Annotated in this window: 16 protein-coding genes; all 16 read right to left on the minus strand. The window is 45.5% G+C overall.

Going from position 1 to position 12,750, the window contains the following annotated elements; all coding sequences use genetic code 11:
* The 16 genes from A4V09_RS18410 to A4V09_RS18480 all read right to left on the minus strand — a co-directional run bounded on the left by A4V09_RS18410 (position 1) and on the right by A4V09_RS18480 (position 12,703).
* A complete protein-coding gene (locus A4V09_RS18410) occupies positions 1-1,233 on the minus strand; it encodes a site-specific integrase (protein ID WP_065543624.1) in 1,233 nt (410 codons plus the stop codon).
* A gap of 43 nt (positions 1,234-1,276) precedes the next feature.
* The gene (locus A4V09_RS24620) at positions 1,277-1,447 is read right to left on the minus strand and encodes a toxin-antitoxin system HicB family antitoxin (RefSeq protein WP_154670214.1); all 171 of its coding nucleotides are present in this window, start codon (positions 1,445-1,447) and stop codon (positions 1,277-1,279) included.
* Between the two features lie 106 nt (positions 1,448-1,553).
* Positions 1,554-1,763 carry a DUF6462 family protein gene (locus A4V09_RS18415; protein WP_025641620.1) on the minus strand — a complete coding sequence of 70 codons (210 nt, stop codon included), beginning with the start codon at positions 1,761-1,763 and terminating at the stop codon, positions 1,554-1,556.
* 369 nt (positions 1,764-2,132) lie between these two features.
* Complete coding sequence (locus A4V09_RS18420; protein ID WP_040197901.1) at positions 2,133-2,324, minus strand: helix-turn-helix domain-containing protein; 192 nt, start codon at positions 2,322-2,324, stop codon at positions 2,133-2,135.
* Positions 2,321-2,731 carry a sigma-70 family RNA polymerase sigma factor gene (locus A4V09_RS18425; RefSeq protein ID WP_025641617.1) on the minus strand — a complete coding sequence of 137 codons (411 nt, stop codon included), beginning with the start codon at positions 2,729-2,731 and terminating at the stop codon, positions 2,321-2,323. Before A4V09_RS18425 ends, A4V09_RS18420 begins: the two co-directional genes overlap by 4 nt.
* A 221-nt stretch (positions 2,732-2,952) precedes the next feature.
* Positions 2,953-3,297: a helix-turn-helix domain-containing protein gene (locus A4V09_RS18430; protein ID WP_025641615.1), complete on the minus strand. Its 345-nt coding sequence runs from the start codon at positions 3,295-3,297 to the stop codon at positions 2,953-2,955.
* A gap of 169 nt (positions 3,298-3,466) precedes the next feature.
* Positions 3,467-3,829, minus strand: coding sequence for a hypothetical protein (locus A4V09_RS18435; protein ID WP_025641613.1), 363 nt, complete (start codon positions 3,827-3,829; stop codon positions 3,467-3,469).
* Between the two features lie 18 nt (positions 3,830-3,847).
* On the minus strand, positions 3,848-4,768 hold the full coding sequence (locus tag A4V09_RS18440) for a ParM/StbA family protein (protein WP_065543625.1): 921 nt from the start codon (positions 4,766-4,768) through the stop codon (positions 3,848-3,850).
* 133 nt (positions 4,769-4,901) lie between these two features.
* Positions 4,902-5,960, minus strand: coding sequence for a DUF3854 domain-containing protein (locus A4V09_RS18445; RefSeq protein ID WP_065543626.1), 1,059 nt, complete (start codon positions 5,958-5,960; stop codon positions 4,902-4,904).
* Between the two features lie 73 nt (positions 5,961-6,033).
* Positions 6,034-6,411 carry a DUF4313 domain-containing protein gene (locus A4V09_RS18450; RefSeq protein WP_065543627.1) on the minus strand — a complete coding sequence of 126 codons (378 nt, stop codon included), beginning with the start codon at positions 6,409-6,411 and terminating at the stop codon, positions 6,034-6,036.
* A 71-nt stretch (positions 6,412-6,482) separates the two neighbouring features.
* The gene (locus A4V09_RS18455; RefSeq protein WP_065543628.1) at positions 6,483-7,241 is read right to left on the minus strand and encodes a hypothetical protein; all 759 of its coding nucleotides are present in this window, start codon (positions 7,239-7,241) and stop codon (positions 6,483-6,485) included.
* A 13-nt stretch (positions 7,242-7,254) separates the two neighbouring features.
* Positions 7,255-7,698 (minus strand): hypothetical protein, encoded by a 444-nt coding sequence (locus tag A4V09_RS18460; protein ID WP_065543629.1) that lies wholly within the window; start codon positions 7,696-7,698, stop codon positions 7,255-7,257.
* Positions 7,670-9,880, minus strand: a complete 2,211-nt coding sequence (recD2, locus tag A4V09_RS18465) for an SF1B family DNA helicase RecD2 (protein WP_065543630.1) — start codon at positions 9,878-9,880, stop codon at positions 7,670-7,672. Before recD2 ends, A4V09_RS18460 begins: the two co-directional genes overlap by 29 nt.
* 105 nt (positions 9,881-9,985) lie before the next feature.
* Complete coding sequence (locus tag A4V09_RS18470; protein ID WP_065543631.1) at positions 9,986-10,510, minus strand: DUF7768 domain-containing protein; 525 nt, start codon at positions 10,508-10,510, stop codon at positions 9,986-9,988.
* 13 nt (positions 10,511-10,523) lie between these two features.
* Positions 10,524-11,561, minus strand: coding sequence for a YqaJ viral recombinase family nuclease (locus tag A4V09_RS18475; protein ID WP_065543632.1), 1,038 nt, complete (start codon positions 11,559-11,561; stop codon positions 10,524-10,526).
* Complete coding sequence (locus A4V09_RS18480; RefSeq protein ID WP_065543633.1) at positions 11,561-12,703, minus strand: hypothetical protein; 1,143 nt, start codon at positions 12,701-12,703, stop codon at positions 11,561-11,563. Before A4V09_RS18480 ends, A4V09_RS18475 begins: the two co-directional genes overlap by 1 nt.
* Positions 12,704-12,750 lie beyond the last annotated feature (47 nt).

Genomic DNA, 12,750 nt, shown 5'->3' on the forward strand with positions numbered 1-12,750 from the left:
CTAAAAGATGTCCAATTTGGATAAGTTTTCAAAAGATTCCTTTTTCTTTTGATCTGTAGCTTCGGCATAGATATCCATCGTAGTTTCGATATTCCGATGGCCCATAATTGCCTGAATTACTTTTAAGTTTGTTTCATGTTCGCAGAGTCTTGTACAAAAGGTATGCCTCAAGTGATGACAGGAGAAATCTGGAAGAATAATTGGCTCTCTCCGCTCGCGCTTGGCATTGATGACCTCTTCCGCATTGTACCCGATGATAATCCGTTTGATAGTACGATTCACCGCCTGCGGATTTAAAACAGAACCAAAACGATTGATAAATACAAAACCCGTCATTCCATCGATCTCGGTTTCATTGAATCCCGTTTCTTCCTGCTCCTCATGCTCCATGTGGAAGGCGTCACATACAATATCAAGCATCGGAATCGTTCTGATACCTGCATCTGTCTTTGGCTTCGATATTCGCAGAACAGACTTTCTTGATTTTCCAACCGGGTAATAAACCAGACTGTGATTGATGCTAAGAATCTGATTATCAAAATCAAGATCTTCCCAGCGGAGACCAAGTGCTTCTCCAATTCGGCATCCAGTTCCAAGTAAAACCGTAAACAACGGCCACCAATGATAATACACCGGATGATTGGATATATACTCCAGAAATACTCTCTGTTGCTCAATCGTTAAAGCATGTCTCACACCTCTTGACTTATCCGCCTTCTTGCTAACTTCCTTCATAATTCCGTCTGACGGATTTTTCCGAATAATTTCATCTCGAACCGCCAATTGGAACGTCGGATGCAGCAAGGTGTGAATCGAATCCAGTGTCCCTAACGATAACTCTTCCTCTTTAAGTAAATAGCAATAAAACTGGAGTACATCTGAATACTTAATGTCTGCGATTTTTTTCTTTCCGAATGTATGTCTGACAAAACGATCATACATATAATCGTAATTACTACGGGTGGTCGCCCGCAAATCATACTTCGTAGAGATATACCGATCATAGGTATCATTTATGGATGCTTTCCCTGCAACATACAGATCCAGTCCATCCAATTGATCCTTCATCAGCTGCTTTTCTTTTTCTCGAAGCGTTGCCAAATCCTGCGCATATATGGACCTACGCCTGCCCAACGGATCAGTATAGGTGTACATATACCGCTTATCTGATGCCCTCTGTACTTCTCCTTTCCTGAGTGCTCTTCCCCGCTCATCTTTTCGTGTCTTTGCCATGTCTGTAACCTCCTTCATAAAATGAAGAAGGGACTCACAGCACTTACTTTCGCTTGGACAAATACTCTTCCAAACTTCGCAGGGCAACCTCTGTCATTGTAATCTTGTGTTCAGCAGCATACCTGGTCAACTCAGCATGGGTTTTTTCTGATAATCGAACCGTAATGGACTTACGCTTTGCATTGTCCTCCTTTGGTCTACCCATTTTTGTCATACCGCTACCTCCACATGTCTTCATTATACTTATCGTAAGACAGAAAGTCAATTCCCCAAGTGCTTAAAGTCCCTCTATATAAAAAAGCCATAATGTCTCACCTACTTTAATACTCTCGGAATGACTCCAAAAATTTTTCAAAAATTTCGCAATTCACTAAAGCAATGCCATCAATCTTATAAACAGCTTTTGCTTCCTTTGCGAGTTCTTGAAACTTTGTCAGCCCAAGGCTGTACTTCTCTGCTCCTTCTTTGTAGCGCACAAACTTTTTTGCATACTGCTTTGTTTGCTCTACGTCTTTCCTTTTATAGCCCATAATCAGCCTCCTTACTATTAAAATCAAAATAAATGCCCCCTTCTCCGCCTGTGGCTGTCAGGTCCATAGAAATTTCATCTCCCCGCCTGCATTATGGTCGGGCTGCGAATTACAGAAGTATCATTATCCCCGGCCGGATCATTGCGTTATATGGGTGCCGCCCATATATCAGTGCTCCTGGTTTTGCTCGCCACACAAACGGATAGCCGCTTCTCGGTTCGGGAACGTAGAGTTGGAAGCTATGAAATTGTCAAGGTACCATGGCATGGGGATGCCTTTACCTATAAAAAGCCTCATCATCTCTCAAATCTCGAACAGAATTCAAAAAAAAATGAAAACGGTCTCAGAAAAATCTGAGACCGCCTTCGTCTAAAAGACAAACTTTGAAATATTGAGCGCAATATGTATCAAAATATACTGTCTTAAATCTTCATCTATTTGCCCGTCAACCTTACTGTGCTTATCAATTAATGGTGCATACAGTAGAAATAGTTGCTCTAACGCCTCATGACTGCCGGAAACTGCCGCCTGAAGCATCTTTTCAAATTCCATGTGATTCATAGTTTATCACCGTCCTTTGTCAATGCTATGCGCAGCTTCTTCAATGCCTGATAGCGCTGGTCGTAAACATGCTGCGGAGAACAGTTCAATATCCGTGCAATTTCCTCCGGTTTTCTCTCTTCCACAAACAGCATTGTCAGTATCTCCTGCCGCTTTATCGGCAATTTTGCAAATGCCTCTGCCAACCGTTCCTCTTCAAAGTCAAAAGCGGATTTTGGATTCGCATAATATGCAGCTTTTTCAGAAACAGCTAAAGCGCTCTCTGGCAATTCCTCAATTGAAACTATATTTACCTTGGGTTTTTCCCGTTCCAAATATTTGAGTCTGGCGCGGTAAACTGTTGTTTCCAGCCATGCTGTGAATCTGGCCCGTAGCTCGTCATGTTCAGACTTTTGCTGATGGTTCATATTTGTACCTCCTTACGGGGCACACCACCAGGGCAAAAGTCAAGACACGCCGTAGTGGCGTGCCTTAATTTTCAACTTGTTACCTTTTTACAGTTGTCAATGGCTTAATCCATATGGGATCACCTCCTTATTTTCAGATAACAAAAAACGACCATACTACATTTTCATGTAGCATAGCCGTTCTATAAAGCGTAAACTTTTTCTGTTTTGTTATATGCTCATCATTCATCCGTATGACTGAACTTTTCAATGGTATTTAAAAATTCAGCCAGACCTTCGCAAGCGTATACACGCTGCTTTACCGGATACTTCTCGATGCGCTCTGCAATCTCTCGCAAATAGACCTTCTCAGGTTCTGTATAATACTCCCTGAGCAATTGATCTACCGTTACAGAAAGAGCATTTGCAATACGTACAATCATATCCAGGCTTGGAATTCCTCTCGCATTTTCAATCTGGCCGATATGACTGTTACCACAATCACAAAGCTCCGCCAAATCTTCCTGGCGCATTCCGCGCATTTGTCGGTACTTCCTAATATTCTTACCTAAAATAACATAGTCCATGGTTCTACATTCTCCTTACATTTTTATTTTATACAATCTGGCAATGGAATTGAAGAACTCAACATTCCAATACACGCACTATAAGTGGAATACAAACTTTTTCACATGGACTTTTCTATTATTAAGTGTGTTAAATAACCATCATTATCCTATCGGATGCACTGTAGTTTTATGAAAACACATCCAGATTATCCAACATCTGTGCAATGTCTGCCTCCAGAGTATCTGTCCCATTTCCCTCTGAAAATGCGATTAAGGATTCGTCCTGATGAACTGTTGCAAGTCTCTCCTCAACAATGCGCCGTATGATTTCTTCAATTCCATCCCGATTATAGCCAGACGTCAGCTTGACCTCTATTTTACAATGTGTATCCTGCAAATCCGGGTTAGAATTAAGATAATCGTTAAGGGCTGCAACAACAACTGCACTTTTTTTGTTTCCCAGCCTTTCAAGCAACTCTCCAGCCTTTACTTGTTCCTCTGAATCTGCGCCAAATTGAAGCGAAAAGCGATATTTTCCATCCTTTTTCATTATACATCCCTCCGTCCCTTATCCAAGCGGACGAAGTGAAAGCGTTTTCCTGCCCAGCATTTCATACCCCAGTGCGTTCGCATTCGGAGATTCAACAAAGTCTGCCTTTGCTACCAAAGGCGAGCTCATCAGGAAATGTTTTAAAAGAATACTTCCCCCGCCGATAAAAACTGCAGGATTGGAACGCAGATCCACTTGCAATTCTCTAAGCTGATTCAGAATATCCTGTGCATGTAACTTCGTTACTTCACAAATTGTCTCTTTGACATCCTCCGGCAGAATGGTATTCTCGGACTGGAGAACTGCACTAATATGCTCATCTTCGATACGCATATCATGAAGTGCACCAACTTTTCGTATGATTTCGTTGTTCATAGTAATAATGCCAGTTTCCAGACTTCGGCAAAACTGCAGATCTGGTTTTCCATTCTTCAAGAGCAGCACATCTGTGGTATAGCCGCCAATGTCAACGACAAACATACGAACAGTATGGACAACCAAACTACTCTGGGGAATAACAGCGGCATATGCCTGCGGGAACACCATGACACGGTCTATCTTAATACTGTATGGCTTATCACCATAAACAAATTTGATAATTCCATCTCTTTTGAAATAACGAGCGAATTTATCTTTTAAAACCCCAAAATGCTCCGGCGGCAGACCAACAGCCAGCTGAATCTGCTCTACCGGCGTATATTGCCCTCTGTTCTCCAGTTCTTTGGCGATTGCGAATAATGTCAGGATGAAATAACGGTCATCCTGTGTTTTGTCTCTCATATAACTTAGGCGGCGTCCGCTCAGGGTCCAGTATTTTCCTCCATACTCCAGAATCTCATCCGTCATAGGCGGCTTAACCGTATGCTCTGAAAGCCCTGAAATAAAAGAGTGGTTTGTGGTCTTTATGGCGTAATTGCCATGGTCGATTGCGATTAACATATGTATACCTCCTGCAAAGTTCATTCTTATACTTATCATTACACGATTTGCTATGCGTATTTACAACTTTTATACGCATTTGATTAAAAAAAGCACACGAAAAAGGGTGAAGCATTTTGCTCCACCCCAGTTCTTAACGTTTCTTTTGAAAACAATATTCCCAGATGTAGTCATCCAGCCCTTTATAGCGTGGATCCCACAGGTAAGTACCAAACCGGAATCCCATATTGCCAAGAAGACTGAGAAGATTGTTGTAACCGTTTTGTACATGGTAGTTGGTCGCAAAATCCATATCAAAAGCAGTCTTAATCTCTGCAACCCCTTCTGCACGTAAATCGCTAAGGGTTGTTTCAAGCTGTGTCAGAGAATTAACACCAGGAACCGCCAGCACTGTCAGACCAGTCAGTGCATGAATCACGTCAGCTTTCATAGGACCTTCTGTCAGCACCAGCATAGGCCTAACCGGGCCTGCAAGATGTGTCCATCCTTCTGCAGGGCAACCATCCGGCCGCTCTGTACTGGATACCCAGCGAAATTTTCTCTTTTTCACCTTATCTCTGCGTATCTGAAGCCCTTGAATTCTTCCTTTCTGGTCTCTCATTGGAATTAAGATACCGCGTTCTTCATGGATGAAAGTCCATGTACCGCTTTCATTCCTGTAAAAACCAGGAACCCCAGCTAAGTACATCCCTTCGGACTGAAGTTTGCCGGCAATCGCTGTCATACCGACCACAGGTGTTGTCCTGTATCCAAGCCGAATAATGTCATCCTCCATCAACCCTCTGCCAAGCAGGTTCTCTTTATGGTCTGCCGCCAGCGTCAGCTTATCGAGCAGCGCACTGTATGTGGCATGACGGGTATCAACATCCGTTATTGGGCATTCAGGCTTTGCCTGCGGCTGTATCCTCTTTTTGGGTTTAGGCCGGTTATCAGGCATTCCCAGTTTCTCCACCAGAGCTTTTCGCACTTTGTCACGCGGAACCCCGGTATATAAGGAGTACAGATCAAATATACCACCAGATATTCCGCACCGCGGGCAGCGATACACTTCTTTTTTCAAATTGATGTTCAAATGCTTTTTCCGTGGGCTTTCATCACAGCATGGGCACTGCACATAATAGGAGCTTCTTCCAGACGGCGGCATCGGGATTCCCAGCAACGAAACAACATCGCTCATATGAAATATTTCCATGCTGCCTCCTTTCCTTTTTCAAACTTGCGGGGAACAGCACGCTGTCCCCTGCCTCTTCTCATTGCTGTTTTCCTTATAACCCACAGTTTTCCTTAAACGATGCAACCCCTGAAGGATCGTATTCCGCCAGCTTTTCCAGATCGAATGCCACCGCCGCATATCTGCCATATCCGGATTTCACGGTGTAAGGCAGCACTTTTCCCAGTTTGTTCTCCCTGATAAACCTTAACAGGTCTTTGCTGATATCTCCGTTAATGAATGCTTCGTTATCCTCCAGATCATAGGCTGGTAGGTTGACCGTCATATCTGCAAAGGGTTCCGGACCATCTTCTCCGTAATTGATCATACCGATGTGCAGCCGCCCGCCATAAGCATATTGGTTGACATGCAACGAGACCATTTCATCTCCAAACTCCCATTTGAAACGAAGCTTTTTCGTTTTTTCACACATTTTTTGTCCTCCTTTTCGTCTTGTTCCTAGCCAGGGGATGACCGCGTTAATCCCCTGGTCTTTAGCGCCTGTTATGCAATTGTCTGTTGAAGGGAAAATTCACAAATCAGCTTCGCGGCAGCTTTAATTTCCTCGCCGCCAGTGAATTTCGTTGCTACCCATTTAATTGCACCAGGATCCAGCGATAATACCTCGCCAAGCGTTTTCCCGCTGAATTTTGAGATTGGGCAAGGCACATTCATTGCCTGTGCCAGCTTTTCTTCTGGAGTCAGTTCCTTTTGCACCGGTTCATTTACAGTGTATTCCTCTTGTGCCGGTTCCGGTTTTGGTTCTGACACCTCGTGTTTTTCTGCTGATTCTGTTTGAGGTTGAGCGGCGGAGATTCCCAGCTCATCCACAGCTGAAGGCTCAAAATCTTCACCTGCCATAGAAAACTGAAGTCCAAAACCTGCATTTCGGAGAGCAATTCCGACAGCAGCTGTCTGGGCCCATTCCCGTGGTGAAACCGAAGGTTTCTCCTCACAATATCCTCTGGATGCCGTCGCTTCTGCCAGATAACAGTCCGTTGCATCCTTATAGTTTGGATACACGCGGGCAGTTGCCACAAAGCAATCCTTTGCAGAATTCACCTGTACCGCAATGCGTCCTTCCGGATATTTCAGACGGAACCACGCCATCTGAATCATGACCGGGAGGCGCTTGCGCACCTCTCCGGTTCCCAGATCTGTATAATCCACAGCAAACGGCGTAGGATCAAATCCATCCACCTGATGAATAGTTTCGATTTTGGCGAGCATTGCTGCCTTCTCATTCGAGTTATTCTGACTCATTATTGTAGCCTCCTTATAAATTGATATATGTGTTCCGATACTGCATCCAAACCGGCAGAATCGTATGAACATATTGACTGATACTTGTTTTGTACTGCTCCTGTGTCCCTGCCTTAAAGCTGGAAAACCGCTTTCTGCCGTCCTGTACAACATGCTCAAAAGAACTGAGTGCTGTTTCACGACGCTTCTGGCCTTCTGCATCGGCTTTTAATCCGAATCGTCTTTCATTTAAGGTAAAACGTACATACGCATCTACCATTTGAAAGTGATAGCCCATGACCTTTGTATCCATTGTGATTGGCGCGGACTTACAAAAAGACTGAAATGTTTCCAAGACGCAAATGCGGTAATTCAGTTCCTGCATAATCAGCAAATCTTCCGGCGGAAGACTGTTCTCGGCAATCTGGGACCTGATAGTATTCTGTTTCTCAAGATATTGATCTAATATTGTAGCCATAGCTGCTCCTTTCTTCAAGCGCCTGCAGCCGCTTAGCGAGGCAGGTGCCGCGTTTTTCTGTGTCAATTCTTTTGATTGAAATACAAAGCGCCCTTTTTTCCCCGACAATGGTTACACGCTCTTTTCCTCGTGTAATTGCCGTATAGATAAGAGGCCTTGTCAGCATGATGGAATGGGCGCACTGCAGATTGATGATGACGGACTGGTACTCCGATCCCTGTGATTTATGGATAGTAGAGGCATAACCTAAATCCAACATATCCAATTCACTGGCATCGTACTCTTTCATGCGCCCGTCACCAAAGTCCACATGAATTGTAGTATCATCGCCAATGCGAATAATTTTTCTGACATACCCAACATCACCGTTATTGACATCATCATGGTTTTTGATCTGCATGACCTTGTCCCCACACCGAAATTTCCGGTTTCCGAAAACAACTTCCGGTTTCTGCGTATCCGGCGGGTTCACCTTCTCACGCAAGCGCTCATTCAGTGCATTGACTCCGGTTTCCGTCTTCTGCCGGTATGGCGTAAGCAGTGCCACATTATCGACCCCGTATTTCTCAGTTTCCTGCAGATAAAGATCGACAATGAGTTCAGCAGAATCAGACAGCCTGGGAGAATTGATAAACTGAAAGTCATTCCCATACTCCAGACCCACATTCCCATGGCGGATTAACTTCGCATTTGTCGCAATGCGGCTTCCCGCATTCTGGCGAAATACCTTGTCCAACCGCACAACTGGAATACATCCGCTGGCAATCATCTCACTGAGCACTGCGCCAGGTCCCACTGAAGGCAGCTGATCTGCATCGCCAATCAGCACCATCTGGGCGCCAAACTTCACTGCATCAAACAGATATTCAGCCAGATAAACATCCAGCATGGAAATCTCATCTACCACAATCAGATCTGCAGTAAGCGCTTCGGGTTCATCATAGTCTCCGTCCTCATCCGCCATCAGCCCAAGGGCTTTATGAACAGTTGAGGCCGAAACACCAGTTGCCTGCTCCATCCTCCTTGCTGCCCTACCCGTAGGGGCACAACAGCAGATTTCATTTTGGGGATTGTTTTTTTGATAAATATCTAAAATGGCACGTTGTATCAAAGTCTTTCCTGTTCCAGGTCCACCAGTGATAATGGAAAGTCCCTGCGTCAGAGCCATCTTTACCGCTTCGCGCTGCTCCAGTGCAAACTTCATTTTCAGCTTCTGCTCCTCTGCATCTATGGCGGCATCCAAATCCCCATAGCTGTGCATCTTCCGGTACTTCATTTGCTGATGAATGTCGGAGGCAAGCTGTTCTTCCACATGTGCGGTCTTTGCCCTATACACATTGCCCTGGTACGACACCAACTGTCCGCCGAAAACCAGCCTGGCGGCACGGTTCGCCACCATTTCTGCTGTTAACGCAGGCGTATCCAGAATTTTTAGGCAGGCTTTCACAAACTCATGTTTCTCCATGCAGAGATGACCTTTGCTTTCCGCATCCGCCAGCGTATACAGAAGTCCTTCATCCACACGCTCTGTCGATAGCTGGTCAAACCCCATGCTCATAGCGATATGGTCTGCCGTCTTGAATCCAATCCCGGCCATGTCGCAGAGCTGATAGGGATGATTTTTTACAATATCCATCGTCTTTTCCCCATACTCTTTGTACAGGCGTACCGCTCGGTTCGGCGTAATGCCATGCGGTGACAGAAACGCCACCACATCCCGGGCGCCACGATTGACCAGATAAGAATCATAGATTTTTTTCAGTTTTATCTCACTGATACCCGGTATGGCAAGAAGCCTTTCCGGTTCTTTATCCAGTACCTCCAGTGACTGCTGGCCAAAAACTGCGTAAATTTTCTCCGCTATCTTGGGACCAATCCCTTTAATCTGCCCGGAAGAAAGATAGGCAATGATGCCTTCCTTCGTCGGTATTACCACTTCGTTGTAACTCTCCACTTCAAACTGGACGCCAAATTTGGGATTTTTACTCCAATGCCCAAGCATGTCGTAGCGCAGATTGCTTGATGTAGGTAAGCAATATCCCACTGCTTTCACCTGCGTAACCGTGTTCCCTGTGCTATCTTTGATCTTTTCACATGGATGGTAGAGTGCAATCATATAACTGCTGGCATCAACAGCCGTAATACTTTGTGGATATATGAGCCTATCAAATTCACATAGCAAAATTTTTACTCCTTTCTCTAAGTCGTGTTATAGATACAAAAAACTCCCGAATCGTATCCAAAGATACAACGGGAGTTTTTTGTGAAGCTGCAGCCAGTTGGTCTTTCATCGGAACATCGCTGCGTTTTCAAGATATGACAAAGGAGCAGAGATACCCATCAGAAAATTCTCCCTGTCCAGGCGAACTTTCCGCTTATCGCAGCCACGCTTTGTCAGTTCTTTCTGTACTTCCAGATATATACCCTCATCAAAAGCAATCATTGGCATTTTCAGGCGGATTGCATGGGCAATTTCCCCACGCATCCCGCTGCTGATCCGGTTACCGCATATCAACAGAATATCGCTGTCTTTCAGCAGTTCCAGGCCGAACTGAAGGGCGAGTGCTCTATCAGACGGAATATTGTCGCAAAGAATCATCGGGATGTACGCATGTGGCGCACTTGCGTTCATGCACATCCTTTTCATGGCATAGAACATATACGCCCTTGCCGCCTGCATATTCTGTGCAATCCCTTCATTCGTGTCTGCACTGAGCGGCGAGCAGATATAGGCCCTCTTTTTGCACCTGTCATATGGGAGAAACTGATAAACCAGCTCCTGTTCCCAACCTTCATGATAAATGTTTTCCATTATGATCACCTTCCTAAATTGGCTGGACCGACACCTTTACCTTACGGCTTTCCGACGCTTTCAAAACATCGGTATATATTGCCGGGTACTTTTCTTTCAAGGCTTTGGAATCGGGCCTGCGGGTTGTTTTTGTCACGAAATCAATCAGAAGCTTATCACTGGTCGTCTCCAAGATGCCATGCTCATGCTCCTTCATGACTTCGGCAATTCGCACACTATGTGCTTCAATCTCCTTTTCATATGTTTTGATTTCTCTGTTGCATTCAGAGATTTTCCCTTGAAGCATTGCAATTCTGCGCAAGGGCGATTCATACTTGTGTGAAAACTCTATTGTTGGAAGTCCCGCCTGACTTGCACCATAAATCCTTGCCAGTGACTCCAAAGCAAGCTTTGGTGCAACATCCGCCATTGTCGGAGGTTTATCATTCTCAAGGCTCCAAATCCATTCGTCCAGGCGTTCAAAAATCATATCCTCCTTCGCCTTATCACGAATAATCTCAGGCATTGCCAGATCATTGTCCGGATTATTTCCCCAAACGGCAGAAAAAGCGCCAATGTTCACATCCGCTACTGCAAGATAAAACCTCAGCTGCAGTTCATAGTAGAGCGGAATCGCTCCATCTGCCCACTCATCCGCTTTGTGATAAGTACAGCTTTTACACTCCAAAATTCCCGGTTCGTTATCGGACGCCCGTGTAAAGCGCCGGTCGAAATTGGCAAGAGCGTAAGGATGATCTGCGTGCTGATACAGATTCGTGTCTTCTGTAACGGCATTGCCTGTCTTTGCACCATACCAATAGGCAGCAACCGGCTCTAAAAGATGTCCCATCTGCAATTGATTGGCATTGGCTTTTTTTGCAGGCTTTATTTGCCCTTTTTTGATTTTCCACAGCTCCAGCGGAGTCGTCCATGGTGATACACCAAAAATAGCTGCAACATCGCTTCCGCCCACAGTATAGGGAATATCCCCTTTGGGGCCGTGCATACGGCATTCCAGCCATCTGTCATTCGTCATACCTACGGTATCACAAAGAATAATCGGCTTTGCCATCAGTAACTCACCGCCTTTGCAAGGTCATAATCACTCCACCTGAATGAAAGCGCACGAGCCATATTTTCTTCTATAACCAGCATCTTACTTTCCGGCGTGTTCTCAGTCCTCAAAATAAACGGGATCTCCTGCATGGCAAGAAACACGTCATGGGCTGTCGCCGGGCCGCCTCCGTATGCCATCTCGTACATGGCGATAGCTTCGACTGCAGCCTTTTTTGGCAGACTCAGTTTTTTACATACCCTGGTCATTGCGTTTACCGGATAATCCAAATGGATCTCCAACAGTTTCTGCAGTTTGGCAATGCTATCCCCGAATTGGGCAAACAGCTGATCCAACGCTGTATCAAAGTCGGAAACCTTGGACTGATGCCTGTGGTCAACTGCGATGCAGCCCCCGATATGGATAGAACGCTTTCCGCTCACCAGCAGGGCTGAGACCTTTGCCGAAGCCACTCCAGTATCCGAACTCATAAAACGGACACCCGGAGTCAGTTTGGAAGCCATAGCCGTTTTTCCTTGGGAATCCAGCAGCTTTGTATACGCTCCTAGCAAATCCTCTTTTTGATCTGACATCGTCCATGCTGCGCTTACCATCGCATGGTCACAGTAGCCGGACTCAAACTCGTTTCCTGAAAAACGGGCATCCAGCTTTGTCTTCAGCGCAGTGAGCAACTCATCAATCGGTAGCACTGAATAATCAACAGCATCCCCGGAATGAACCGCCGCAACTTTTTCATCACGAATCAGCAAAAGTGCATCCGCTGAATAAAGACGCAGGCAGGCGTTTAACACCTCCGCCAGCACTTCACGGCTCAGTTTAGGGAGCGCCGTACCACCTATTTTTGCCCTGTCCAAAAGGCTTTTGTAGGCTGTCATGCGCATGGGGAAGAGTTCCCCATCAACACGCATGGCCAGACCGAGATTGTTTGCTGTGTCATCCACAGCGTCCTGTGTGGTTCCTGACGCAAATGCCGGCAGATCAGTGCTCAGAGCAGAGCCTTTGCCCAGCGGCTGAATTTCAAGGTCACTGACCCTGGCTTTCACCCAGCGGCTGTTCTTGGACTGCTCCTTGTGATAATCCAGCATAAGTGGATAGGAACTGAATGTGGTGTAGAAACCATCCTGACATTGTTTTTGCATATTTCATGCTCCTTTCTTTTCTGGCGGGATTGCCGCCTTGATATATA

This window comes from Blautia pseudococcoides, assembly GCF_001689125.2.
Lineage (GTDB): Bacteria > Bacillota > Clostridia > Lachnospirales > Lachnospiraceae > Blautia > Blautia pseudococcoides.

Coding starts and splice junctions, on each gene's coding strand:
- A4V09_RS18410 (WP_065543624.1), bottom strand. CDS start 1,233: ATGGCAAAGACACGAAAAGATGAGCGGGGAAGAGCACTCAGGAAAGGA.
- A4V09_RS24620 (WP_154670214.1), bottom strand. CDS start 1,447: ATGACAAAAATGGGTAGACCAAAGGAGGACAATGCAAAGCGTAAGTCC.
- A4V09_RS18415 (WP_025641620.1), bottom strand. CDS start 1,763: ATGGGCTATAAAAGGAAAGACGTAGAGCAAACAAAGCAGTATGCAAAA.
- A4V09_RS18420 (WP_040197901.1), bottom strand. CDS start 2,324: ATGAATCACATGGAATTTGAAAAGATGCTTCAGGCGGCAGTTTCCGGC.
- A4V09_RS18425 (WP_025641617.1), bottom strand. CDS start 2,731: ATGAACCATCAGCAAAAGTCTGAACATGACGAGCTACGGGCCAGATTC.
- A4V09_RS18430 (WP_025641615.1), bottom strand. CDS start 3,297: ATGGACTATGTTATTTTAGGTAAGAATATTAGGAAGTACCGACAAATG.
- A4V09_RS18435 (WP_025641613.1), bottom strand. CDS start 3,829: ATGAAAAAGGATGGAAAATATCGCTTTTCGCTTCAATTTGGCGCAGAT.
- A4V09_RS18440 (WP_065543625.1), bottom strand. CDS start 4,768: ATGTTAATCGCAATCGACCATGGCAATTACGCCATAAAGACCACAAAC.
- A4V09_RS18445 (WP_065543626.1), bottom strand. CDS start 5,960: ATGGAAATATTTCATATGAGCGATGTTGTTTCGTTGCTGGGAATCCCG.
- A4V09_RS18450 (WP_065543627.1), bottom strand. CDS start 6,411: ATGTGTGAAAAAACGAAAAAGCTTCGTTTCAAATGGGAGTTTGGAGAT.
- A4V09_RS18455 (WP_065543628.1), bottom strand. CDS start 7,241: ATGAGTCAGAATAACTCGAATGAGAAGGCAGCAATGCTCGCCAAAATC.
- A4V09_RS18460 (WP_065543629.1), bottom strand. CDS start 7,698: ATGGCTACAATATTAGATCAATATCTTGAGAAACAGAATACTATCAGG.
- A4V09_RS18470 (WP_065543631.1), bottom strand. CDS start 10,510: ATGGAAAACATTTATCATGAAGGTTGGGAACAGGAGCTGGTTTATCAG.
- A4V09_RS18475 (WP_065543632.1), bottom strand. CDS start 11,561: ATGGCAAAGCCGATTATTCTTTGTGATACCGTAGGTATGACGAATGAC.
- A4V09_RS18480 (WP_065543633.1), bottom strand. CDS start 12,703: ATGCAAAAACAATGTCAGGATGGTTTCTACACCACATTCAGTTCCTAT.